This window comes from Micromonospora purpureochromogenes (assembly GCF_900091515.1).
GTDB classification, from domain to species: Bacteria; Actinomycetota; Actinomycetes; order Mycobacteriales; family Micromonosporaceae; genus Micromonospora; species Micromonospora purpureochromogenes.
The window spans coordinates 4,224,365-4,248,000 of sequence record NZ_LT607410.1; the positions used below are offsets into that span (position 1 = coordinate 4,224,365).

At 74.5% G+C, this 23,636-nt stretch carries 23 protein-coding genes and 1 pseudogene; 10 read left to right on the forward strand and 14 right to left on the reverse strand.

The genetic code is table 11. The annotated features are described in order from the left end of the window. Positions 1-26: 26 nt before the first annotated feature. Both GA0074696_RS19595 and GA0074696_RS19600 read right to left on the reverse strand, forming a co-directional pair. Complete coding sequence (locus GA0074696_RS19595) at positions 27-1,076, reverse strand: cobalamin B12-binding domain-containing protein (protein ID WP_088962439.1); 1,050 nt, start codon at positions 1,074-1,076, stop codon at positions 27-29. After that, positions 1,073-2,836: a PP2C family protein-serine/threonine phosphatase gene (locus GA0074696_RS19600; RefSeq protein WP_088962440.1), complete on the reverse strand. Its 1,764-nt coding sequence runs from the start codon at positions 2,834-2,836 to the stop codon at positions 1,073-1,075. The genes GA0074696_RS19595 and GA0074696_RS19600 overlap by 4 nt, the downstream gene beginning before the upstream one ends. Positions 2,837-3,055: 219 nt before the next feature. On the opposite strand from GA0074696_RS19600, the gene GA0074696_RS19605 reads away from it, so the two are divergent. Together GA0074696_RS19605 and GA0074696_RS19610 are read left to right on the forward strand one after the other, a co-directional pair. Continuing rightward, the gene (locus GA0074696_RS19605; RefSeq protein WP_231925084.1) at positions 3,056-3,454 is read left to right on the forward strand and encodes an STAS domain-containing protein; all 399 of its coding nucleotides are present in this window, start codon (positions 3,056-3,058) and stop codon (positions 3,452-3,454) included. Positions 3,455-3,498: 44 nt separating this feature from the next. After that, on the forward strand, positions 3,499-3,846 hold the full coding sequence (locus tag GA0074696_RS19610) for an STAS domain-containing protein (protein WP_088962442.1): 348 nt from the start codon (positions 3,499-3,501) through the stop codon (positions 3,844-3,846). 66 nt (positions 3,847-3,912) lie between these two features. On the opposite strand, the gene GA0074696_RS19615 is transcribed toward GA0074696_RS19610, so the two are convergent. Further along, positions 3,913-4,227, reverse strand: a complete 315-nt coding sequence (locus GA0074696_RS19615) for a hypothetical protein (protein ID WP_088962443.1) — start codon at positions 4,225-4,227, stop codon at positions 3,913-3,915. A gap of 185 nt (positions 4,228-4,412) precedes the next feature. Between GA0074696_RS19615 and GA0074696_RS19620 the strand changes: the two genes are divergently transcribed. Further along, positions 4,413-5,384, forward strand: a complete 972-nt coding sequence (locus GA0074696_RS19620) for a DUF2267 domain-containing protein (protein ID WP_088962444.1) — start codon at positions 4,413-4,415, stop codon at positions 5,382-5,384. Between the two features lie 170 nt (positions 5,385-5,554). Beyond that, positions 5,555-6,114, forward strand: a pseudogene (locus GA0074696_RS19625) (spermidine synthase). Positions 6,115-6,163: 49 nt separating this feature from the next. On the opposite strand, the gene GA0074696_RS19630 reads toward GA0074696_RS19625, so the two are convergent. Together GA0074696_RS19630 and GA0074696_RS19635 are read right to left on the reverse strand one after the other, a co-directional pair. Continuing rightward, positions 6,164-7,462 carry an NAD(P)/FAD-dependent oxidoreductase gene (locus GA0074696_RS19630; protein WP_088962445.1) on the reverse strand — a complete coding sequence of 433 codons (1,299 nt, stop codon included), beginning with the start codon at positions 7,460-7,462 and terminating at the stop codon, positions 6,164-6,166. Between the two features lie 138 nt (positions 7,463-7,600). Next, positions 7,601-9,748, reverse strand: coding sequence for an amylo-alpha-1,6-glucosidase (locus GA0074696_RS19635; RefSeq protein WP_088962446.1), 2,148 nt, complete (start codon positions 9,746-9,748; stop codon positions 7,601-7,603). 114 nt (positions 9,749-9,862) lie between these two features. On the opposite strand from GA0074696_RS19635, the gene GA0074696_RS19640 reads away from it, so the two are divergent. Both GA0074696_RS19640 and GA0074696_RS19645 read left to right on the forward strand, forming a co-directional pair. Then, on the forward strand, positions 9,863-11,308 hold the full coding sequence (locus GA0074696_RS19640) for a M20/M25/M40 family metallo-hydrolase (protein WP_088962447.1): 1,446 nt from the start codon (positions 9,863-9,865) through the stop codon (positions 11,306-11,308). A 174-nt stretch (positions 11,309-11,482) separates the two neighbouring features. Then, positions 11,483-12,568 (forward strand): hypothetical protein, encoded by a 1,086-nt coding sequence (locus GA0074696_RS19645; protein ID WP_088962448.1) that lies wholly within the window; start codon positions 11,483-11,485, stop codon positions 12,566-12,568. A gap of 39 nt (positions 12,569-12,607) precedes the next feature. On the opposite strand, the gene GA0074696_RS19650 is transcribed toward GA0074696_RS19645, so the two are convergent. Then, the gene (locus GA0074696_RS19650) at positions 12,608-13,129 is read right to left on the reverse strand and encodes a GNAT family N-acetyltransferase (protein ID WP_088962449.1); all 522 of its coding nucleotides are present in this window, start codon (positions 13,127-13,129) and stop codon (positions 12,608-12,610) included. A 371-nt stretch (positions 13,130-13,500) separates the two neighbouring features. On the opposite strand from GA0074696_RS19650, the gene GA0074696_RS19655 reads away from it, so the two are divergent. Continuing rightward, a complete protein-coding gene (locus GA0074696_RS19655) occupies positions 13,501-14,721 on the forward strand; it encodes an MFS transporter (protein WP_088962450.1) in 1,221 nt (406 codons plus the stop codon). A gap of 70 nt (positions 14,722-14,791) precedes the next feature. Here the strand turns inward: GA0074696_RS19655 and GA0074696_RS19660 are convergent, their stop codons facing one another. The 4 genes from GA0074696_RS19660 to GA0074696_RS19675 form a co-directional block, all read right to left on the reverse strand. Further along, a complete protein-coding gene (locus tag GA0074696_RS19660; protein WP_088962451.1) occupies positions 14,792-15,085 on the reverse strand; it encodes a DUF6510 family protein in 294 nt (97 codons plus the stop codon). 16 nt (positions 15,086-15,101) lie between these two features. Beyond that, positions 15,102-15,836 (reverse strand): ferredoxin reductase, encoded by a 735-nt coding sequence (locus tag GA0074696_RS19665; protein ID WP_197700757.1) that lies wholly within the window; start codon positions 15,834-15,836, stop codon positions 15,102-15,104. Further along, on the reverse strand, positions 15,833-16,423 hold the full coding sequence (locus GA0074696_RS19670) for a sulfite oxidase-like oxidoreductase (protein ID WP_172894685.1): 591 nt from the start codon (positions 16,421-16,423) through the stop codon (positions 15,833-15,835). The genes GA0074696_RS19665 and GA0074696_RS19670 overlap by 4 nt, the downstream gene beginning before the upstream one ends. A gap of 69 nt (positions 16,424-16,492) precedes the next feature. Next, positions 16,493-17,512, reverse strand: coding sequence for a TerC/Alx family metal homeostasis membrane protein (locus GA0074696_RS19675; RefSeq protein WP_088962454.1), 1,020 nt, complete (start codon positions 17,510-17,512; stop codon positions 16,493-16,495). A gap of 258 nt (positions 17,513-17,770) precedes the next feature. Here GA0074696_RS19675 and GA0074696_RS19680 point away from each other — a divergent pair, with 258 nt between their 5' ends. Continuing rightward, positions 17,771-18,937: a CaiB/BaiF CoA transferase family protein gene (locus GA0074696_RS19680; protein ID WP_088962455.1), complete on the forward strand. Its 1,167-nt coding sequence runs from the start codon at positions 17,771-17,773 to the stop codon at positions 18,935-18,937. A gap of 18 nt (positions 18,938-18,955) precedes the next feature. On the opposite strand, the gene GA0074696_RS19685 is transcribed toward GA0074696_RS19680, so the two are convergent. Continuing rightward, the gene (locus tag GA0074696_RS19685) at positions 18,956-19,369 is read right to left on the reverse strand and encodes a DUF2267 domain-containing protein (RefSeq protein WP_088962456.1); all 414 of its coding nucleotides are present in this window, start codon (positions 19,367-19,369) and stop codon (positions 18,956-18,958) included. A 155-nt stretch (positions 19,370-19,524) separates the two neighbouring features. Here GA0074696_RS19685 and GA0074696_RS19690 point away from each other — a divergent pair, with 155 nt between their 5' ends. After that, positions 19,525-19,794: a DUF2795 domain-containing protein gene (locus GA0074696_RS19690; protein WP_088962457.1), complete on the forward strand. Its 270-nt coding sequence runs from the start codon at positions 19,525-19,527 to the stop codon at positions 19,792-19,794. A gap of 49 nt (positions 19,795-19,843) precedes the next feature. Then, positions 19,844-20,497, forward strand: a complete 654-nt coding sequence (locus tag GA0074696_RS19695; protein WP_197700758.1) for a DUF1345 domain-containing protein — start codon at positions 19,844-19,846, stop codon at positions 20,495-20,497. 231 nt (positions 20,498-20,728) lie between these two features. On the opposite strand, the gene GA0074696_RS19700 is transcribed toward GA0074696_RS19695, so the two are convergent. The 3 genes from GA0074696_RS19700 to GA0074696_RS31205 all read right to left on the reverse strand — a co-directional run bounded on the left by GA0074696_RS19700 (position 20,729) and on the right by GA0074696_RS31205 (position 23,570). Further along, positions 20,729-21,388, reverse strand: coding sequence for a hypothetical protein (locus tag GA0074696_RS19700; RefSeq protein ID WP_231925085.1), 660 nt, complete (start codon positions 21,386-21,388; stop codon positions 20,729-20,731). 41 nt (positions 21,389-21,429) lie between these two features. Beyond that, complete coding sequence (locus GA0074696_RS19705) at positions 21,430-22,401, reverse strand: pirin family protein (RefSeq protein WP_088962459.1); 972 nt, start codon at positions 22,399-22,401, stop codon at positions 21,430-21,432. Between the two features lie 185 nt (positions 22,402-22,586). Then, entirely contained in the window at positions 22,587-23,570 is a 984-nt protein-coding gene (locus GA0074696_RS31205) for a hypothetical protein (protein WP_172894343.1), read from the reverse strand. Positions 23,571-23,636: the final 66 nt, after the last annotated feature.

Below are 23,636 nucleotides of genomic sequence, written 5' to 3' on the forward strand. Positions count from 1 at the left end.
GTCCGGAGGCGGCGGCACCGCCGCGATCAGCGTCGGGCGGGGTCACCGGGCGCGGCGAGGACCGTCTCACCCAGCGCCAGGAACCGGGCCGCCCGGGGAAAGTCGCGCAGCTGCCGGTGGTAGTGGCCGAGGGTCAGCCCGACCGCGGCGGCCGGCACCCCACGGCTGGTCAGGATCTCCACCAGCCAGCCGACGAAGTCGGTGAAGAGCGAGCTGTCGTCGACGTACAGCGCCGCGGCCAGGAAATCCACGATGTACCCGAGGTCGCTGACCGTGGAGTCGAGCTGGGCCGGGGTGTAGTCGCGGACCGACGGCACCCGCTCACGTAGATCGGCCAGCGCGGAGTCGATCAGCTCGCCGCGCCGCTTCACCAGGCTGGCGTACTCGTCGTCGGCGAGGTGCGGCAGCTCGGCCGGGCGGACCCGGCGCAGCGCCCGCTCGTCGGCGACCAGGTCGGCCGCGCTCGGCGCGTCCGGCGCCCAGGCGACGCCGAGGGTACGGGCCCAGCGGCCGTCGTCGCCGAAGCCGCGCCCGCCCACCACCACCGGTACGTCCGACCGGCGGCAGGCCTCGATCATCCGGTGCGCGTACGGCAGCCGCATCGGCAGCGCGCAGGCCAGGGCGACCGCGTGCGCGTCGTGCCGGTGCAGGTACGACACCAGGTGCGCGGCGGGCACGCTCGCCCCGAGGAAGGTCACCTGCCAGCCGCGCAGCCGCAGCACCTCCGCCACCAGCCGGGGCGGCAGGGCGTGCCACTCGCCGTCCATGCAGGCCACCACCACCCGCCCCCGGGTCGGGCGCGGGTTGGCGTGCGCCGCCACGGCGGCCACCACCCGCTCGCTGATGTGGGTCGCCGCGTGCTCCTGGGCGACGCTCCACTCGTTGCGCGCCCACCGCTCCCCCACCTCGGACTGGGCGGGCGCGACCAGGTCGAGCAGCACCCGCTCGGCCGGCACCCCGGCGTCGAGCAGCCGGACGGCCACGTCGATGGCGCCGTACTCGTCCGCCTCCTCCAGCGCGTCCAGGAACTCGTGGTACGCCTGCGCCGGATCGGCCTGGGTGGTGGGGGCGGTCACGAAGGGGTCTCCCTCTCCTCGCCGGGCCGGCCCACCTCGGGTACGGCGTGCAGGTGCCGGGGCGGGCGCCCGCCGGGGCCGGTGGCGCGCAGCGCCAGCACGGCGATGTCGTCGTGGTCGCCCTGGGCCAGCCAGTCGCAGGTCACCTGCTCGACCCGCTCGGCCAGCGCCGGCGCCGGCACCCGGTGGCAGCCGGTCACCGCATTCACCAGCCGGTCCTGGCCGAACTGCTCGTCGCCGCGCCGGCCGCCGCGCGCCTCGGTCACCCCGTCGCTGTAGAGCAGGCAGGTCTCGCCCGGGGCGAGCCGGACGGTCACCTCGCCGATGCGCGGGTCCGGCACCACGCCGATCAGCATGCCGCTCAGCGGCACCGTCTCGACCTCACCGCAGGCGCGCAACACCAGCGGCGGCAGGTGGCCGCCACCGGCCATGGTCAGGGTGAGGCCACCGTCGCGGTGCGGGCGGACAACGCCGAGCACCATGGTGGCGAACCGACCCTGGCCGTGCGCCTGGGTGGTCTCCAGCAGCGCGTCGTTGAGCAGCTTCAGCAACCGGCCGGGGTGCGACTCGACCCGGTGCAGCGCCTGCAGGCACTGGCGCAGCTGGCCGGTGAAGACCGCCGCCTCCACGCCCTTGCCGGAGACGTCGCCGAGGAAGAACACCGAGCCGCCGTCGGGGAGCCGGTGCGAGCCGTAGAAGTCACCGCCGATGCGCAGGCTCGCCTGCGCCGGCCGGTACGCCGTGCCCCACTGCACCCCGGCGACGGTCACCGGCTCCACCGGCAACAGGCTGGCCTGCAGCGTGTCGGCCACCTCGGCCTGATCGCGGTAGAGCACCGCCGTGGTCAGCGCGGCACCGGCCCGGGCGGCGAAGGCGCGGACCAGCTCGAGGTCGTCCTCGTCGTACCAGCGGGTGGCGCGGCGGGCCACCAGCAGCACGCCGGCCGGCGCGTCCCGGCCCGGCAGTGGGACCACCCGGGCGGCGACCTCGCGGGCCTCCAGCCCCGGCAGCCAGCCGGCCTCCACCGCCTGGTCGACCAGCCAGTCGACCGCGTGCGGCTCGGCGCCGCAGAGCCCTTCGGCGATCGCCGTCGGCAGGGCGGTGGCGGACAACATGCCGCTGTCCACGGTTGCCGACTCGTCCTCGCCCCGCGTCGCCCGCCACCAGCGGGCCCGGCCGGCCCGGGGCGCGAGCACCAGGACGGCGACCTCGGCCAGGGTGGGCACGGTCAGCCGCACCACGGCGGCGGCGGCCCGGTCGGGATGCAACGGATTGCCGAGCTTCTCGCCGACGACCGCCAGGAACGCGGAGCGGGCCCGCTCGGCGAGCAGGGCGTCGGCACGGCTGACGCTGTCGGTCACGTCCTCGACGTAGTGACAGCTGCGGGCCCCGGAGAGCGGCACCTGGCGGACCCGCAGCCGGCGGCCGCGGTGGCCGAACTCGCCGGCGTCGCCGGTGGCGAGCGCGGCCACCCCGGCGGCGGCCAGCGGCCGGCCGGGAACCACCTCGGGCAGCAGGCGCTCGGCGACGGGACTGAGATGCCGCACCATGCCGTCGGCGTCGCAGACGATCAGACCCTCGCGGAAGTGCTCGATCACCTCCGACCAGTCCGGCTCGGGGTGACCACGGTCGGGCGAGAGCGGCGGCAGCGCCGACCCGGGTCGGCCCGCGACATCGGACGGCCGCGCCGGACCCCTTGCACTCGGCGTGGAGATCCGTCCGTCGCCCGGGTCCGAGCCCCTGACGTCGGCAGCAGTCACCGGCTGAGCCTCACTCCTCGTGTCGACACCCACGGTCCAGCGGAAACGGCGGGTATGTTCCAATCTCTGCGCCCCACCCTACGCCGGTGCACCGGTACCGCCACCCCACGGCCGTGCGGGACCTCGATCCGCACCGCCGGGCGGGGCCGGACGGGTGTTGTTACGAGCCCGCGAAAAGCACCAGCCCGACCGGCAGCTCTTGCGGAAAGGCGTGATCGCGTGCCGCACGGGAGTAAACCCGAGGCCACCCCGCTGAGTATGGCCGTCGACCACTCCGACCCGGCGGCTCCCGTGATCTCGGTCGGCGGCGACCTCGCCTTCACCACGTCGGGGCCGTTGCGCGTCGAGGTCGACCGGGTCCTCGTCGAGCGTCCCCCGGTCCTCGTGCTGGACTTCGCCGGCCTGGTCTGCATCGACAGCACCGGGCTGTCCGTGATCGTCCACGCGTGGCGTGAGGGGCAGCAGGTCGGCACGGCCGTCCGGCTGCGCTCCACCCCGCGTTTTCTGGACACCATCCTCGACATGACCGGCGTCACCGGCCTGCTGGCCCGGCCGCTGCCCACCGCCCGGACCGGGCCCGCCGCGGCGGATCCGCCCGGCCGGGCCGTCTCCGCCTGAGACCCGGGCGTTTCCCGATCGCGGGAAGCTGGGAACATGGGTGCATGCCCAGTCAGCTGTTGTTCATCGAGGTGACCCGGCTCGACGCCGGGGGCGCCCGGCTACGGCTGACCGGTGACCTCGACTTCGACAGTGCGCCGGAGCTGATCGCCGCGGCCGCCCAGGCCCGCGCCGACGGCCACCGGGAGCTGCTGATCGACGTCGCCGGCGTCGCCCTCTGCGACTCCTCCGGGCTCAGCGCCTTCGTGGTGATCGGCCGCGGCGGCGGGCCGGTCCGGCTGACCGGCGTCAACCCGCACCTTCAGCAACTGCTGGACCGCACCGGGCTCGCCGAGCTGCTGGCGGTGGAGCACCCGCGCGCCGTCGGCGACGAGGTGCGCGAGGCCGGCTGAGGGAGCCGCCCCGGGTCGGGGTGGCCCCCGACCCGGGGACCAGGGGTCGGGGGCCGGGAGGATGGTCTAGGTGGCCACCACCGGTTGCAGGCGCGGCGCGTCCTCGCGCAGGTCGGTCGGCGACGGTGGTTCGACGTCCTCCGGGAGACCGGAATCGGGCGTCTGGAACAGGTACCGGACGAAGTCCCCACCGACCTCGTTGACGTCCGATCCGGGCCACTGGCCGGCGCAGTCCATGCCCACCACTTCGCGGCCGGAACCGTCGGTCTCCTCGACCAGTGCCCACAGGCTCACCGGGTAGCACCGGGTGGCCTCCGGGCCGACCTGCCACCGGGAGTACCAGCCGGGTCGGGCGGGGACGATCTCGACGATCCTCTTCATGACGACCTTCCCTTCCGCGTTCCTCGGAAGACCTCCGGTCCGCTGCGATCATGCGGCCGGGGCGGGTGAGCGTCCCTCACCCCCGGCGAGTGAACCCACCGACCGGGTTCGGCCCGTTACCTTCCGCCGGGCGGTGGGAACGCGACGGCGGACGAGGCGAACCCCGATCAGGAGCGAGGTGCCACATGCGCAAGCAGATGGAGGGCGACAACCAGCGCCGCCGGGCCCTGGCCCGCGACGCGCGCCGGCAGGGTCGACAGCCGAGCGAGACCGGCACCAGCCTGAGCGCGTCGAAGCAGATCACCAGCCTGGACCGGGGTCGACGGTCCGGTCCCCCGCCGGCCGGCCGGCACAAGCCGGACAGCACCCGGGGCGGGCCGGCGCCGCCGCCGGCGGCGGTGGCCACCGCGACCCGGCCCCTGCCGGACTCGGGGCAGGACAGCCGCGTGCAGCCGATGGGCTACCGCGAGCTGGTCGACGACGTCGGCCGGCGGGCCGGGGTCGACTTCGCCACCGCGAAGGTGGCTGCCGAGGCCACGGTGCTGACGCTGGCCTGGGCGCTGGACGAGGGCGAGCGGCAACGGCTGCTCCAGGCCGTCCCGGTGAAGTTGCACGACGTGGTGCCGGTCGACGGCATCGAACGGCACCAGGACCTGCCGGGCTTCCTCGCGGAGGTGGGTCGGATCAGTCGGCTCACCCCGGAGCAGGCCCGCTACCAGGCGGAGGCGACCCTGGCCGCGCTGGCCGACCACGATGGCGACCTGATCGAGTCGCTGGACGTGCCGGACGGGCTGCGTGACCTGCTCACGCCGACGGAACCCGGCGGCGGCCTGGTCGGCCCGCGCAGCGCCGCGGCACCGCTGACCGAGGCGGAGCTGCGGGACGCCCTGGCCGACCTGCCCTACTGGTCCAGTGACCGCCAGTCGCTGGTGCGGACGATCGAGCTGCCCGCGGGCAACCTGGACCGGGTGCTCGACCGGCTCGACCTGCTCCGGGTGGACACCGGCCGTGGACCGCAGATCGGTCGCCCCGACTCCGACAGCGCGGTGCTGACCGTTCGCAGCCGTAACGCCGACGCGGTGACCGCCGCCGACGTGGACCTGGCCCACCAGGTCGACGACGCGATCGAGGAGGTTGGCGCAGGCATGGCGAGCTGAGCCGTCCGAAGGGCGGGCCGGTGGGCGATGCGCCCGCCGGCCCGGCACCGCCCGCCCGGTACCGGGACGCGCGACGTCCATGAGCCGGAACCGACAGGACCCGCCGTCGCGAGTGACGGAAAACCTGCCCGATCATGGACCACCGGGGCACCACAGCTAGCGTGCAACACATGGACAGCGAGGCGGGCGACCGGCTGGAGCTGGTCGTCGACCCGGCGCGCCGGAGCGGACGCACCCTGCTCGCCGGGGGCGTCGCCCAGTCGTACGTGGACGTCGCCGACCCCCGTCACCTGCACTTCGAGTACGTCCGGCGGATGGCGGCCCTGGTCGACCTGGCCGCGCCGGCGGGGCTGCCCCGTACCGTCCTGCACCTGGGCGGCGGCGCGCTGACCCTGCCCCGGTACGTGGCGGCCACCCGCGTCCCGACGGCGTCTACCTGGTCAACGTCACGGATCTGCCGCCACTGGTCTTCACCCGGGTGCAGGTGGCCACCCTGCGCGCGGTCTTCGCCGACGTCTGCCTGGTCGCCGACCGACGGATGCTACGCGGCCGCCGGTACGGCAACGTGGTGCTGGCCGCCGCGCACCGCCCTGGCCGGCTGCCGGTGCGGCGGCTCGCCACCCGGGTGGCCGCCGACCCGGTACCCGGCGGGGTGCTGCACGGACCGGACCTCGACGCGTTCGTCGGTGGGGCCCGCCCGGCCACCGATGCCACCCTCGGGGTCACCTGATCCGCGCGTCCCGGCCGACCGCTGAGGTCGGCCGGGCGCGGGCGGGTCATCATCGGTGGACCGGCACCTCGGGCGACGAACTCTCCAGCGGTACGGCGTGCGCCGGCACCAGCCCGAGCTGGGTGGCCGAGCGGGGCAGCGCGGCGTCGAGCACCCAGTCCGCCCCGACCCGGGTCCGGTTGCCGGGCATCGCCAGCAGGTGGTAGCCGCGGGTGACCGCCTTGGCCGGCAGCCCGGACAGGGACACCTTCAGCGGGTTGGCCGCGGCGTCCTTGCCACCCAGGTCGACCACCCAGCCGAGGTCGTAGTGCTTGTACGGCTTGCGCCTGCCGTGGCCGTACGAGGCGGCGATGTTCTGGGCGGCGAGCTTGCCCTGCCGCTGGGCGTGCTGCGCGGTCATCGCGCAGATCTGCCCCGGCCGGGTCAGGTCCGGCACGGCGGCGGCGTCGCCGCAGGCGTACACCTCGGGGAACCCGGGGACGTTGAGGTACTCGTCGACCACGAGCCGGCCCCGCTCGGTGCGCAGCCCCAGCTCGGCGACGAACGGGTCGGGGCGTACCCCGACGCACCAGACCAGCGTGCAGGTCGGGACGTACTCGCCGTCGGTGAGCTTCACCCCGTCGGCGGTGGCCTCGGCGACCGACGTACCCATCCGCACGTCGACGCCGCGCCGGCGCAGCACCCGGTCGGCGGTGTCGGACATCCGCTTGTCCAGCTCGGGCAGCACCCGGGGCGCCACGTCGAGCAGCATCCAGCGGGGCCGGACGGTGAGCCGGGGCCGCTGCCGGCGCAGCGCGTCGGTGAAGAGCTGCCCGTGGGCGGCCACCTCCGTGCCGGTGTAGCCGGCGCCGACCACCACGAACGTCGACCGGGCCCGCTGTTCGGCCGGGTCCTCGGCCTGCTCGGCCAGCTCGATCTGGCGGATCACGTGGTCGTGCAGGTAGACGGCCTCGGGCAGGCCGCGGAAGCCGTGCGCGTACTCGGTCACCCCAGGGATCGGCAGCAGCTTGTTGACACTGCCCACGGCGAGCACCAGCCGGTCGTACGCGATCTTGCCCTGGTCGCCCTCGGGCTGGGTGAAGCCGACCCAGCGGTTCTGCAGGTCGACCCGGTCGGCCTCGCCGACGACGACCCGCACGCCGCGCAGGGTGCCGGTGAGCGGCACCGAGATCCGCCTCGGCTCCACGACCCCGGCCGCCACCTCGGGCAGTAGCGGCAGGTAGAGGAAGTAGTCGGTGGAGTTGAGCAGCACGATCTCGGCCCGGTCGCGCGCTACCCGGCTCAGCGTCTTCGCCGCGTGGTAACCGGCGAACCCGGCCCCCACGATCACCACACGAGGTTTCGTCATGCCCGCTCCCGTTCCCGTCGACCCGCCCGACAAACGTGCCGGCCGGGCCGCGACCTGCGCGGCAGCGCGGCCGGGGCCGCGGCCGGCGCGGCGGCAGCGCGGCCGGTGCCGCGACCGGCGCGGCGGCAACGGGGTCGGTCAGCCGTCGCTGAGCCGCACGTACCCGCTGCGCCCCACCGCCTCGACGTCCCAGCACTGGCCGAAGGCGCGGATCCGCTCGCTGGCGATCCGTCCGATCTCCGGGGGGAGGTCCGGGTTGATCGACAGCCGCCCGCCCACGGGCTGGAGGTCCAACATCGCCCGGACCAGCGCCAGCGGGGCGCCGGCCGCCCACGCCTGCGGGCTGCACGCGGTCGGGTACGGCACGGCGAAGAGCAGGCGCTCGCGGTCGAACCCGCTCATCGCCTCGGGCAGCCGGTAGCCGAACTGCTCGGCGGCATCGATGAGGGCCAGGCAGATCCGGTTGGCCTCCGCGCGGTAGCCGTAGCGGACCAGGCCGAGGGCGGCCAGGGAGTTGTCGTGCGGCCAGACCGTGCCGAGGTGGTACCCGAGCGCGTTGTACAGCCGCTCCTCCCGGGACAGGGTACGGATGCCCCAGCCGGAGAACATGTCGTCGGACATCAGCTGGCGGACCACCGCCTCGGCGCGATCGGGTGGGACGATGCCGCTCCACAACAGGTGACCCATGTTCGAGGTCTTGGAGTCGACCCGGTTCTTGTCGCCGTCCAGGCCCACCGCGTAGTAGCCGCCCCGCTCCGGGATCCAGAAGTCGCGGTTGAACCGCTCGTACAGGGCCGCGGCCTCGGCGCGCAGCCGACGGGCCAGGCCCCGGTCGGCCAACGGCCCGTCGGCCAGCTCCGCCAGCCGCACCTTGGCGTCGTACGTGTAGCCCTGCAGGTCACAGGTGGCCAGCGGCAGCACGGGGATGCGGCCGTCGGCGAAGCAGACCCCGTCCGGCGAGTCCCGCCAGCACTGGTTGCCCAGCCCCTCCGGTGAGCGGGTGGCGTACTCGACGTAGCCGTCGCCGTCCCGGTCGCCGTACTCGTCGATCCAGCGCAGTGCGGCCAGCGCGTTGTCGCGCAACTGCCGGACGGTCTCGTCGTCGCCCGTCCACCGCCAGTACTCCGAGAGCAGGACCAACCAGAGCTGCGTGGCGTCGGCGGTGCCGTAGTACGGGCCGTACGGCTTCACCCCGGTCCGGGTCAGCTCCCCGCTACGCACCTCGTGCAGGATCTTGCCAGGCTCCTCGTCGGTGAAGTCGTCACACTCGTTCCCCTGAAGCCGGGCCAGACCGAGCAGCGCCCCCTTGGCCAGGGCCGGGCCGGCGACCAGGGTCTGGTACGCGGTGATCAGGGTGTCCCGGCCGAAGACGGCGAGGAACCAGGGCAGCCCGGCGCCGGGCAGCATGATCCGCTGCCCCTTGACCTCGAGGTCGAGTCGGAGCGCCGTCACGTCGTCCCGGGAGCGCCGGGCGGTCCGTTCCAACGCCTGGTTGTCGCTGGTCAGCACCGCCCGCTCGACCGTCCATCGGCGCAGCGGGTCATCCGCCCGCCGGTGGATGACGTCGGCGATGTCGCCCCGGACCGGCTCCACCACGCCGAGCCCCGGCGGCAGGGGCACGTGCAGGTCGACCTGCCAGCCCTCGCGCGGCTCCAGCGTGAAGTCCCACATCAGCTCGTCGCCCTCGAGCCGGTCGGCGGGCACCGAGCACCGGACCCGGGTCTGCGCGCCGAACCCGTCTCCGGCGTAGGAGAAACACAGCTCGCCGGGCTGGTGGGCGCGGGTGATGCGCGCGGAGCGGTCCTGCCCGATGGACTTCACCTCGAACAGGTCGGCGAAGTCCGCGGCGACCGCCAGCCGCAGCTCGACCCGGACCGGTTCCGGCCGGAAGGAGAACAGCTCCACCCGCTCGTGGAAGCCGTCGCCGACGTAGCGCAGCCGCCGGATGCCCAGGCTGTCCGGGGGCAGGCCGGGCACGTCGGGGTTGGTCAGCACGTACTGCGCCGAGTAGTGGTCGATGGTCTCGGCGCGCAGCACCAGCAGCCGGGCGCCGTTGACGGTGAGCACCCAGCCGCTGACCAGTCGGGTGTCCAGGTGGACCAGGCCGCCGATGCTGCCCGGCGGCACGTCACCGCTCTGGTCGGAGTACATGAAGGTGGGCCCGCTGAGCACCGCGAGCGAGCCGGGGCCGAGCTCGGGCGGCATGGCCCGCTGGTTGCCGGCCTCCCGGGCCGCGGTGCGCACACCGGGGGTGGGGTCGGCCGGGGTGGGTCGCGCGGCAGCCATGGCACCCACGGTAGGAACGCCGGCGGTCGGCCGGCATCACCCGCACCGGGTGAATCCGAATGATCCACGACGATAGATATGGACAGCTCCCCCACCGGTGGCGAGGATGCCGTAATGGGAGCAAACGAGAGCACCGGCGAGGGACCCACGAGGTCCACCCGCCGCACCTTCCTGTCCGCCTCCGCCGTCGCGACCGCCGCCACCGTCGCCGTACCGCTGACCACCGGGCCGACCGCGGCGCAGGCCGCCGGGCCCGCCGGGCCCGGCCACCCGGCCCGACCCCAGACCCCGGACCGTGAGCTGCGCGCCCTGCTGCGGGAGGTGGACCGCGACCGGATCGAGGCCACCGTCCGCCGGCTCGCCGCCTTCGGCACCCGGCACACCCTCTCCCGTCAGGACGACCCGGTCCGGGGCATCGGGGCCGCCCGGGACTGGATCTTCGAGCAGCTCTCCGGGTACGCGGCCGCCTCCGGTGGCCGGATGACCGTGGAACTGCAGTCCTACGTGCAGGAGCCGGCGTCGCGCATCCCGGTCGCCACCCGGATCACCAACGTGGTGGCCACCCTGCGCGGCGACCTCAGCCCCAACCGGGTCTACGTGATCACCGGTCACTACGACTCCCGCGCGACCGACGTGATGGACGCGGTCAGCGACGCCCCGGGCGCGGACGACGACGCCTCCGGCGTGGCGGTGCTGATGGAGCTGGCCCGGGTGCTGGCCACCCGGCGCAGCGAGGCGACCATCATCCTGGCCGCCGTCGCCGGCGAGGAGCAGGGCCTGTACGGCTCGGCGTACCTGGCGAAGCAGCTCAAGGCCGCCGGCGTCGACGTGCAGGGGATGTTCAGCAACGACATCATCGGGTCCAGCACGGCCGACGACGGCACCCGCGACCCGCGCGCCGTCCGGCTCTTCGCCGAAGGGGTACCGACCGCGGAGACTCCGGCGGAGGCGAGCACCCGGCAGTCGGTCGGCGGGGAGAACGACTCCCCGTCGCGCCAGCTCGCCCGGTTCGTCAGCGACGTCGCCGAGAACGGCGCCACCGGGATGCGGGTGCGGGTGATCTACCGACGGGACCGCTACCTGCGCGGCAGCGACCACATCTCGTTCCTGCGCGAGGGCTGGCCGGCCGGCCGGTTCACCGAGCCCAACGAGGACTTCGCCCACCAGCACCAGGACGTCCGGCTGGTCGACGGGGTGCAGTACGGCGACCTGCCGGAGTTCTGCGACTTCGACTACATCACCCGGGTCGCCCTGGTCAACGGCGCGGTGCTCTGGTCGCTCGCCCAGGCGCCCGGCACCCCGAAGGGCGCCACCGTCGTGACGACCAACCTCACCAACGACACCACCCTGCGCTGGCAGCGCGGCGACGAGCCGGACCTGGCCGGGTACGAGGTGGTGTGGCGGGAGACCACCGCCGCCGAGTGGCAGCGGGTGATCCCGGTCGGCGACGTCACCGAGGTGACCGTGGACCTGTCCAAGGACAACGTCTTCTTCGGCGTACGGGCCGTCGACCGGGACGGCCACCGCAGCCCGGTGGCGTTCCCCCGGCCGGGGAGCTGACCGCTCCGTCGCACCGCGCGGGGCCGGCGTTGGGCGCGCCGGCCCCGTTGTGCGTCGCGTCGCCGCGGTGGCAACCTCCCGACACCGGTGACGCTGCGTTCACGATCCGACTGCGCCGCGCGACCGCGCCGCCCACCCTGGTCCTCGTTCGACCACCATCGATCGGAGGAGCAGATGAGATTTCGCCGTGCCGTCGCCGTCGCGCTGGCCGCCCTGTCGGCGGCCGTGGGGCTCGCAGCACCCGCGCCCGCCGCCGCGGCGACCGCGGACCGGTGGGGCTTCGCGTACGTCGGGGACCCGACCGTGCCCGCCTGGACCACCCTGGACACCACCCGCCAGTGGGGCAGCTGGAAGAGCGCCTTCCCCGCCTCGTGGGCGCAGGGCGCCAAACTCGCGCCCGGCCGCTTCCTGGTGCGTTTCCCGCAGGTCGGCACCGGGTCCCGGGGCGTGCCGCACGTGACGCCGGTGAACCGGACCGGGCACTACTGCGAGGTGGTGCGCTGGTACCAGTCCGGCACCGACGAGATCGTCGACGTGCAGTGCCACAAGCCGGGCGGCACGCGTGACGACAGCCCGTTCACCGTCCTCTGGACGACCAGCTCCGGGGTACTGCCGGCCGGCACCGCGCACGCGTACCTGCAGGGCGGGGTGAGCGGCGTGGTGCAGTCGTACAACTCCACCGGCGCGGGGGTCTCGCTGGCCCCGTTCGGGGTCGGGCAGTGGTCGGTGAAGCTGCCGGGCGTCGGGCTGGCTGGGGTGCTCGCCGGCAACGTGCAGGTCACCGCGATCCAGCCGAACGCCGGGCCACGCCGGTGCAAGGTCTACCGGTGGGCGCCCGCCGGCACCGACGTGGTGGTGTACGTGTTCTGCTTCGACCAGGCGGGCGCGCCGGTGAACACCGACTTCGCGCTGTCGTACCACCGGGGCCGGTCGGTGCTCGGGTCGCTCGCCCCGCCGAAGTACTTCGGGCACCTGGCCGGCGCCGCCGGTGGCCCGACCAACGACAACTCCGTCCTCGGCGTCGGCGCCAACACCATCGTCCCGCTCGCGCCGGCAGGCCGCTACCTGGTCACCTTCAAGCAGCTCGGGCAGAAGGAGACGCACGCGCAGGTGACCGCGCAGGGCGTCGGCTCGCACTACTGCCACCTGACCCAGCCCTGGTCGTACGTGCCGGACGCGCCGGTGGACGTGATCTGCTTCGACAACGCCGGGGTGCCGACCCCGCACGCCGTGCTGGTCGCCTTCACCTCGCGGATCTGAGCGCGGCTCACCGGTGCCCGTCACCAGGGCGGGCACCGGTCAGGCCGGGGCGGTGACCGCCCAGCGCTCGTGGTCGCGCCACGCCCCGTCGATGAAGAGGTAGTCCGGCGAGAAGCCCTCCAGCCGGAAGCCCAGCTTGCGGGCCACCCGCCGGGACGGCTCGTTGCCCGGCTGGATGTTCGCCTCGACCCGGTGCAGGCCCAACGTGTCGAAGGCGTGCGCCAGCACCAGCCCGATGCCGGCCGAGGCGTGCCCGGTGCCGCTGTACGGCAGAAACGCGGCGTAGCCCATGAAGCCGCCGCGCAGCGGCCCCATGATGATGCCGCTGATGTTGACGTAGCCGGCGATCGCGCCGCCGGGCTGGTCGCAGATGAGGAAGCTCTGCTGGTCACGGCGGCGCGCCTTGGCCAGGTACGCGGCGAACTTCTCCGCGGTGTCGGGGGCGGTCAGCCAGGGGTGGTGCAGCTCGCGGCTGCGGCGGGCGGCGGCGACGAACTCGGCCTCGTCGGCGGGACGCGGGCGTCGGATGCCGACCGGACCGGCGCTGCGCAGGTATCTCACGGACGACCACTCTGGTTCCGACGGCGGGCCGTGTCCAACCGGAATCCGGGGTCGCGAGCGGGACGTACCGGCCGTAGGGTGGGCCGGACCACCGACGATCGGAGGCTGATCATGGGTACGGCTGCCCTCGGCACGATGCTGGCCTCCGCTTCGTCGCGGGCGACCCGGCTCGCCTGACCTCCGGTCCGTCCCGGGGTCCGGCACCCCGCCTCGCCCGTCGCGAAGCGATGAGTGACCCGCCGTTCGCGCGGGTCCTTCGTCCTGGCGTGACCACGCCACCACATCGCTTCCGAGGGAGTCCTCGTGTTTCCGCAGTTCCCGTGCGGGCGCCTCCGCGTGCCCGCACGTCGCCACCTGCCCGGGCGGTCCCGATGACCGCCGTCAGCTCACCCCGGCTCGGCCCGGACTTCGCCCGACTCTGGACCGCCAGCGCCGTCGCCAACCTCGGCGACGGGGTGACCATGATCGCCGGTCCCCTCCTGGTCGCCTCGATCAGCGACGACCCGGCGGCGGTCGCCGCGGCGGCGGTCGCCCCGCAGCTGCCCTGGTTGCTCTTCGCCCTGGTCAGCGGGGCGCTGGTGGACCGCTTCGACCGGCGCCGGCTGGTCGTCGCGGTCAATCTGGCCCGGGGCGCGGTACTCGCCGCGCTGGCCGTCGCGGTCCTCGCCGGGGCGGCCACCGTCCCGCTGATCTGCCTGGCCTTCTTCCTGACCGGGGTCGGCGAGACCCTGGCCGACACCGCCTCCGGGGCGCTGCTGCCGGCGCTGGTGCCGGCGGAACAACTGGAACGCGCCAACGGCCGGCTCTTCGCCACCTTCGTGCTGGGCAACCAGTTCGCCGCGAAGCCGCTCGGGGCGTACCTGTTCGGCCTCGGTGCGGCGCTGCCGTTCGCGGTCGACGCCGCGAGCTTCGGCCTGGCCGCGCTGCTGGTGGCCCTGCTGCGCTGGCGGCCGACACCACCGGCCGGGCCGACGCCCGACGGCGGGGCGCGGCACTCGCTGCGCGCCGACGTCGCCGCCGGGCTGCGCGCGCTCTGGTCGGTGCCGGTGCTGCGGTCCCTCGCGGTCTGCATCGCCGTGATGAACGTGGCGTTCTGCGCCGCGTTCGCCGCGTTCGTGCTCTACGCCCGGCAGCGGCTCGGGCTGGGCGACGTCGGTTACGGCGTCCTGCTGACCGCGTCCGCCGTCGGCGGGCTGGCCGGCACCGCCCTGGCCGGCCGACTGAAGACCCGGTTCGGCGCCCCCGCCCTGCTGCGGGTGGGGCTGCTGGTCGAGGTCGGGCTCCAGCTCGTGCTCGCCACCACCCGGCAACCCTGGATCGCCGGCGCGGCACTCGCGGTCTGGGGCGGACACGCCATGATCTGGGGCGTGCTGGTGGTGTCGCTGCGCCAGCGGCTGGTCCCGGACCGGCTGCGCGGCCGGGTCAACAGCGGCTACGCGCTGGCCGACCTGGGCGGGGCGGCCGTCGGCACGGCGCTCGGTGGGCTGCTCGCCCAGGCCACCGGGGCGATCACCGCACCCTTCTGGATGGCGGCCGGGGCGCTGACCGTGCTCACCGTCGCCGTCTGGCGCCGGCTGGCCGCCGCCGGCTGACCGATCGGGGCCCGGCTGCCGATGCACGGCGGCCCGGTCCCGGTCTCGACCGACCGTGCCCCCCTCGAACTCAGCCCGGGCGGTGGTAGGTGGGCTCGGCCGGCAACGGCACCTCCAGGAAGGTGGCGCCGCGCAGGTCCAGCCAGGCCCGGTCGGGTGCCCGGACCAGCCGTAGGATCACCTCGGAGCAGACCGGGCAGCGGCCGACCAGCCCGGGAGCGTGGGAGAAGACGTGCAGCCCGGCCAGCGGGCCGAGCGACCCGCACGACTGGCAGCGTGAGGTCGCCGGGCTCAGGTCGACGGCGAACAACTCGCGCAGCGGACCGTCGAGCATGTTCCCGTCCACATAGGACATGTCGGTCATCGGGCCTCCTCGGGCTTCACGCGGTGGGGCCGAACCGTTCGGTGCGTACCCGTCGGCTCTGGTGACCCAGCCCGACCAGCAGGTCCGCCACGGTCTCCACGAAGCCGGTGGGCCCGCAGACGTAGCAGAGCGGTTCGAGGTCGGGCGGCCAACCGTGGGTGTTCACGTCGACCAGGCCGATCCGGTGCGGCGCGCCCCGCCACCCGTCGGGCGCCTCCCGGGTGTAGACGTACGCCACGTCCAGGCCCTGGTCGTCGCGGGCCCGGGTGCGCAGCTCGTCGGCGTAGATGACGTCGGCCGGGGTGCGGACGGAGTAGATCAGCCGGAACGGCGTCCGGCTGCCGGCGGCGCGCCGGGCCCGGACCATGGCCATCAGCGGCACCACCCCGGAGCCCCCGCCGACCAGCAGCACCGGCGCGGTCTCGTCGGGGCGCCAGACGAAGTAGCCGCCGAGCGGGCCGCGCACCTCGATCGGGTCGCCCTCTGCGTAGGTGTCGAGCAGATACGGCGACACCTCGCCGTCGTCCACCCGCTGCACGGTCAGCGCGATCCGGTCGCCGTCGGCCGGCGCCGCCAGCGAGTACGACCGGGCCGCCTGGTAGCCGTCCTCGGCGGTCAGCCGGATGTCGACGTGCTGCCCGGCCACGTGCGCGGGCCAGCCCGGCGCCTCAAGTACCAGGGTGTGCGCGGACGGCGTCTCGACCCGGCGCTCCACCAGGCGGGCCACCCGCCAGGTCAGCGGCGCGCTCAATCGCCGGCGTAGCGCTGCTCGCGCCACGGGTCGCCGTAGTCGTGGTACCCGGCGGTCTCCCAGAAGCCGGGTTGGTCGTCGACCAGCAGGCGGATGCCGCGCACCCACTTCGCCGACTTCCAGAGATACAGGTGCGGCACGAGCAGCCGGGCCGGGCCGCCGTGCTCGGCCGGCAGCGGCCCGCCCTCGTACGTGTGCACCACCCAGGCCCGCCCGCCGCGCAGGTCGTCCAGGGGCAGGTTGGTGGTGTAGCCGCCGTAGGAGTGGGCCAGCGCGTACCGGGCGGTGGTGTCGACGCCGTCGAGCAGGGTGTCCAGCGAGACGCCCTGCCAGCTGGTGCCGAGCTTGGACCAGTGGGTGACGCAGTGGATGTCGACGGTCGGCGTGTCCTGCGGCAGCCCGGCCATCTCGTCCCAGGTCCAGCGGAACTCGGCGCCGGTCTCGGTGGTGAGCACGAACTCCCAGGTGTCCAACGGCACCCGCGGCGTCGGGCCCGCCGACAGCACCGGGAAGTCCTCCGTCAGGTACTGCCCGGGCGGCAGGGCCGGCCCGCTCGAGCGGCGCCGGCCCTGAAAGCCCGGTGTCACGATTCCCACCCGTCAGTCGTACCACCGGCGGCGCCCCCGGCGGGGGCGTTCGGCCGTACCCCCGCCGCGTCAGCGCCGTTCGGGGACGACCTCCGGCTCGCCGGAGACCTGGTCGCGGGTGGCGCGCAGGCTGGTGACGGTGACGACGATCAGCACGCCGATGATCACGCCGAGGGAGGCCAGCGTCGGGATCTCCGGTACGCCGGACCAGATGCCGTGCGCCCAGTGCAGGCCGAGCTTGACGCCGATGAAGGCGAGGATGATCGCCAGGCCGTAGCTGAGGTGCACCAGCCGGCTCAGCGCGGCGTGCAGGACGAAGTAGAGCGCGCGCAGGCCGAGCAGGGCGAAGGCGTTGGTGGCGAAGACCAGGTACGGGTCCTCGGTGATGCCGTAGACGGCCGGCACCGAGTCGACGGCGAAGACGATGTCGGTGGCCAGCACCGCGACCACGACCAGGGCGAACGGGGTGAGCGCCCGGCGGCCCTGCTGGCGGATGGTCATCCGGGTGCCGTGGTAGTCGTCGACCACCGGCATCACCTTGCGCAGCAGCCGGACCGACCGCATCTTGTTGATGTCGACCTCCTGCTCGTGCCCGGAGAGGGCGTCGCGCAGCAGCTTGATCGCGGTGACGATCAGGATGAGGCCGAAGAGCAGGAAGGCGAAGTCGAGGGTCTGCAGGGCGGCGGCGCCGAGGGCGATGAAGACCGCCCGCAGCACCAGCGCGCCGGCGATGCCGTAGAGCAGCACCCGCTGGGCGAGCACCGCTGGCACGGCGAAGGCGGCCAGCAGCAGCATGAAGACGAAGAGGTTGTCGACCGAGAGCGACTTCTCGACCAGGTAACCGGTGAGGTACTCCACGCCCTGCTGGGAGCCGAACCGCGACCAGATCCAGGCGCCGAACGCCAGCGGCAGCGCGATGTAGAACGCCGACCAGCCCAGCGCCTCTCGCATGGACACCTCGTGCGGGCGCCGGGTGACCAGGAAGTCCAGCACCAGCAGGACCAGCACGCCGACGATGGTGACCGCCCAGAGGGTGGGCGAGCCCACCGACGACAACTCGGCGGCGGACAGGTACGACGATCCGGTCATGGGGCCTCCTCGAACACGGTGCCATGTTCGAGGTCTCCTTCACCCGCGCTTTCCCGGGCAACCACCCGAGGCGGCCCGGGCCGCCGTACTGACCGGAATGGTTCGTGGGAAGTACTCCCCTCGTGGGTCAAGGTTAGGCCGGGCGCACTGGGTACGCCAAGTCCGTCCGGCCCTGGTTGCCCTGGTCAACCGCTGGATACCGCCCGGTCGGCGGGTTCCGGGGTGGGACGCCGACCGCGGTGGGCCTATGGTGACGCGATGACCGACGACGCCCGCATCGCCCCGGTCGGCCCCCTCACCGGCGTACGCGTGGTCGAGCTGGCCGGCATCGGCCCCGGCCCGTTCACCGCGATGATGCTCGCCGACCTCGGCGCCGACGTGGTCCGGGTCGACCGCACCACCCCGGCCGACCTGCTCAGCCCCCCGGAGGACCTGCTCAACCGCAACCGCCGCTCGGTCGCGGTGGACCTGAAGTCCGACGCCGGGCGCGAGGTGGTGCTGGCCCTGGTGCGCGGCGCGGACGCCCTGATCGAGGGGTACCGGCCGGGGGTGACCGAACGCCTGGGCCTCGGCCCGCGGGAGTGCCTGGCGGTCAACCCCCGCCTGGTGTACGGCCGGATGACCGGCTGGGGCCAGGACGGCCCGTACGCGCACACCGCCGGCCACGACATCGACTACCTGGCGCTGACCGGGGCGTTGCACGGCATCGGCCGGGCCGGGGAGCGCCCGGTGCCGCCGATGAACCTGCTCGGCGACTTCGGTGGCGGCGGGATGATGCTGGCCCTCGGCGTCGTCGCCGCCCTCTACGCCGTCCGGGCCGGCGCCCCCGGCCAGGTGGTCGACGCCGCCATCGTGGACGGCGTGTCGGTGCTCAGCACCCAGGTCCACGCGCTGCGCCAGCTCGGCATGTGGCAGGACCCGCGCGGGGTCAACCTGCTCGACGGCGGCGCGCCGTTCTACGACACGTACGAGTGCGCCGACGGGCGGCACCTCGCCGTCGGGGCGCTGGAGCCCCGCTTCTACGACGAGCTGGTCCGGCTCACCGGCTTCCCGCTTGCCGGCGACGAGGCCCTCGACCGGCACGACCCGGCCAACTGGCCGGCGCTGCGCGAGGCGTGGGCGCGGCTGTTCCGCACCCGTACCCGCGACGAGTGGTCCGAGCTGCTGGCCGGCTCGGACGCCTGCGCGGCGCCGGTGCTGGACTGGCGCGAGGCGCCGGAGCACCCGCACCTGCGGGCGCGGGGCACGTTCGTGGAACACGCCGGGGTCACCCAGCCGGCACCGGCGCCCCGGTTCTCCGCGACCCCGACCTCCGTCCGCCGGCCCCCGCCCCGACCGGGTGAGCACACCGACGAGCTGCTGGCCGAGGTCGGCTTCGACGCCGAGCGGATCGCCGCCCTGCGGGCCGCCGGGGCGGTGGCCTGAGCCGTCCCGTTTCCCGGCTCAGGCGCGGCGCAGCACGCTCGCGCCGGGGGTGAGCGCCGGCTCCACCATCTGCCGGTAGTCGCGCGGCAGCTGGGTCACCACGTCGTCGAACTCGCCGCCGCTGAGCGCCTCCCGCAGGGTGGTGAAGACCGCCCGGACGGCCTCCCGGGCGGCGGTCTCGTCGATCTCGGCCCGGTGCGCGACCCGGGCGACGAACTCGGCGGCGCCGAACCGCTGGGCCGCCTCGATGCTCGGGCTGGGCTTGATGACCAGCTGCAACGGCGCGGGCAACTGGCTGGCCAGGTCGAGCACCTCCCCGCCGGTCAGCCGCTCGGCGAGGGTCTCCAGCGTCGCGTGGGTCAGCCGCACGGCCCGCTCGGACCCGGTCCGGGTCCGCCGGGCGACCTGGTCGACGAAGGTGTCGTAGTTCATCGGGGCGCGCTCCCTTCGGCGTCGGACGGGTCGCGTACCCGGCCCGCGGCGTCGGAAACGGCCTCGATTTCCTGGCGGGTCGGCGCGTGACCCGGGGTCGGACGGGTAACCGCCGCCGGTCGTGACCGGATCGAGGCGGCGAGGGAGCTCACGCCATGGCGAGTTACACCGACGTCCTGCAGTACCTGTCCAGCCTGGACTACCCGGCGGAGAAGGACGACGTGGTGCGCGAGGCGGAACGGGAGGGCGCCCCGCCCGAGGTGCTCAAGGCGTTGCGCGCGCTGCCGCCGGTGGACTACGCCAACGGCAACGAGGTGGCCCGTTCCGCCGCCATCGACGCCGCACCGGAGCTGAGCCCGTCGCAGCGGGCCGCACAGGCCCGGGAGCCACACACGCGCGTCTCGCAGCACCTGCGCCGGATCTGAACCGCCGGCGCGCGGTGCGGGCAGCCACCGGGCCGCCGAGGTCCCACCCGTGATCCGTCGGATGCCGCACGGGCACACCCCGGCGGCCCTCCAGCTCACCGTGATGGGCGTGGTCGGGTTGTGCGCCGGCGGGCTGTTCGCCGCGCTGGTCTCCCCCACCCTGTCTCCGCTGGTCGGCTGGGACGCCGCGGCGTTGTGCTGGCTGCTGCTCGTCTGGCGGACGCTCTGGCCGCTGGACGCTGGGCGCACCGCGGCGCTGGCCGTGTACGAGGATCCCAACCGGGCCGTCCGGGACGTCCTGCTGCTGATCGCCTGCCTGGCCAGTCTGCTGGCGGTCGCGCTGGTGCTGACCAGCGCGCGGACCGCGCACCCGGGCGTGCACCGGGACGCCTCGGGCGCGCTGGCCATGGCGAGCGTGCTGCTGTCCTGGTGCGTGGTGCACACCGTCTACACCGCCCGGTACGCGCGGATCTACTACACCGGCCCGGACGGCGGGGTGGACTTCAACCAGCCCGGCAAGCCCTGCTACCTCGACTTCGCGTACCTGGCGTTCACCATCGGGGCCACGTTCCAGGTCTCCGACACCAGTCTGACCAGCCACGAGATGCGCCGGACGGTGCTGGGGCACGCGCTGCTGTCGTATCTGTTCGGCGCGATCATCATCGCCGCGACGGTGAACCTGCTGGCCGCGTTGGCCCGATGACTTCAGCAGGGGCCGGGCGAGGGGAACAGGCGGGCGCCCCGGGTCACGAACCGCGACCTGGGGCGCCACGCGTACCTGTCCCTGGCGGGTCCACGCCCGAACCGGGTCGCGTACCGCCAAGCGGTGGATGTTCGCCCGAACCGGGCGGGCATCGCTGCCACGATCATCATACGATACGACATCACCCGTACGGCTGATTTTGGCAAGACTGTGGGCCACGGCACCCGGGGCTCAGCGGGTCACCTCGGCGTACCGCTGCTCCAGGTCGACCCGGGCCAGCGCGCCGACCAGCCAGGCCAACCGCTCCGACTCGCCGCTGCCGGCCAGCTCGGCCAGGTCGTCGGCGGAGCGCCCCAGCCCCAGCCGGCGGGCAGCCGTCAACGCCCGCTTGTCCGCCACCGGCGCGACCTCCCGCCACAATGCCTGGGTCTCGCGCAGGAACAGGTCGGCGACCGGGTCGTCCACTCCGGGCAGTTCGGTGAGCAGCGCCCGCTCCCGGCCCGGGTCGTGCCCGGCCGACGCGCGCAGCCGGCGCAGGTCGCCCCGGTACCGCTCGACGACGGTACGGGCCAGATCGCCCAGGAGATTGGCCAACTCGTCGACGTCACCGCGCTGGCCGGCCTCGCGCAACACGCGGGTCCGGTCGGCGTGCAGCGAGCGGGCCAGCCGGGCGGCGCTGTCCCAGCCGTTGGCGGGCAGGGCGTGGGCGCTGTCCAGGGCGCGCCGGAAGTCACCCCGGCGGGCCAGCAGCACCGCCAGGCAGAGCAGCTGGAACAGGCTCGACGGGTTGTTGGTCACCCGGAAGCCGTACTGCTCGGCGAAGCCCCGGCCGGCGCCGGCGAGCCGACGTACCAGCCGCTTCCTGTCCTCGGTCATCACACTGCGGGTCATGCCCCGCGACTACCCGCCACGACGGGGGACACGCCTGCCGGTCAGCCCCGTACGTCGCCGCGCCGGTCGCGCGCCTTGAGGCGGGTGGTCGGCATCTCGGGGGCGGGCAGCGGCGGGGCGGCGTCGTCGGCGACGACCCCGAACCGCCGGCCGGCCATCCAGTCCTCCCGGGCGACGGCCACCTCCTCGTGCGACCGGCCGACAAAGTTCCACCACATGACCAGGGGCTCGTCGAAGGGCTCACCGCCGAGCAGCATCAGCCGGCTACCCGCGGCGGCCCGCAGGTCCAGCCGGTCCCGGCCGGCACCCAGATAGAGCAGCGCGCCGGGAGCGAGGTCCAGGCCGTCGACCTGCGCCGCGCCGGACATCGCCAACAGTCCGTACTCGAAATCGGGTCGCAGTGGCAGCGTCGCCGTCGCCGCGTCGCGGGCCTCGATCTCGACGCCGATCAGCGGGGTGTGCACCACGGCCGGCGAACGTTCGCCGCGCAGCTCGCCGACGAGCAGGGTGAGGTCGAGCTCGCCGTCGCGCCAGCGGGGCAGCTCGGCGTGGTGGGCGAAGTCGGCGGCGCCGGCCCGCGCCGGGTCCGGCAGCGCCACCCACAGCTGCACGCCGTGCATCACCGGCGGGTGCGTGGCGGGCGACCGCTCGGAGTGGGCGATGCCGTGCCCCGAGGTCATCACGTTGAGCTGGCCGGGACGGATCGGCTGGACGCTGCCGAGGCTGTCCCGGTGCACGATCTCGCCCTCCAGCAGCCAGGTGACCGTCTGCAGGCCGGTGTGCGGGTGCGGCGGCACCTCCATCCCGGGCCGCTCGGCGACGTCGTCCGGGCCGAAGTGGTCGACGAAGCACCACGCGCCGACCAGCCGGCGCTGGCGCTGCGGCAGCAGCCGCCGCACGGTCGTGTACCGCCCCAGCGGCACGTCGTGGCCGGGCAGCAGCACGCTGCCCGGATCGACCGGGGCCACGCCGGGCGGTCGGGTCTGTGCCGGCAACGATTCGGTACGGTCCACCGCCCGACTCTATGCCGACGGTGGACTCGCGCACCGACGGTGGCCCGGTTCCAGTGGTCCACTGCACCGCTGTGGCTGCCGCCTTGCCATGGTCCCGGCTCGCCCGGCCGCGCGGTGGCCCGGCATCGCGGGGGCTTCGGCGCTCTCGGCCGGGCAGCACTGCCGCTTCAGGTGTGCCGCGCCCCCTACTCGGCGGCGATGGTGACCCGGTTGGCGCCACCCACCAGGTCGACGTAGATCCGGTCGACCGAGCGGGGCCAGTTCGGCGAGCTGATCAACTCGCCGACGGCGAGGCTGTCGTGCCGATCGTCGTACACGGTGACGCCGCCGGCGCCGGAGGCGGCGCGGACCCGGACCGGCGGTGCGCCCGGCGCCCGGATCGTGAACTGGCTGACGCCGCCGGTCATCCGCACCGTCAGGGTGCCGACGGTGGGCGGCAGGCTCAGGTCGATGCGCGCCGCCCCGCCGACCAGGTCCACCCCGGCCAGCCGGGCCTCCCCCAGATCGAGCTGGTGGGCGCTGACCCCGCCCACCAGGCGGAGCCGCCACACCAGCCGCGAGTTGAGCACCACGTCGACCGAGCCCGCCCCGGATCGACCGCTGGCGGCCAGGCGCAACCGCACGCGGTCCCCCAGCACCTCGGGCCGCGGCACCACCCCGGAGTCACCGGGGCTGCTGATCCGGTAGAACTCGTCGCCCAGTTCCGCGGTCCGCAGCCGGAACGCGCTCACCCCGTCGGCCAGTTCGAACGTCGCCCGGCGGCGGCCGGCCACCGGCGCGGTCAGGCTCTCCTCGGCGGCCGCCTGCGCCGCCTCCGCCGCCTGCGCCGCCTCCGCCGCCTGCGCCGCCTCCGCCGCCTGCGCCGCCTCCGCCGCCTGTGCGGCCTCGGCCGCCCCCGCGCCGCCGGGCTCGGCGGCGACGGTGACCGACGGCGCGGCACCCCGTCCAGCGGAGAACGCCACGCCGAGCCGGTCCGGGTTGGCCAGGGTGACGGTCACCGCGAGCGAGCCGAGCGCCAGCACCACGATGGCGGCGGCGGTCAGCAGGCGGGCGCCGCGCGGCCAGGACGGACGGTCCGGCGGCGGCTCGCCGGTCACCGCGACGACCGGCTCCTGGCCCTCGCCCGTGACCTCTGTCGTCGGACGGTCGTCCCGGTCCGGCTCCGCCATGGTGCTCCCCTTTCACGGTCCCCGCCGGGCAGTACGTAACCCGGGTCGGAACGGATCACCGGTCGG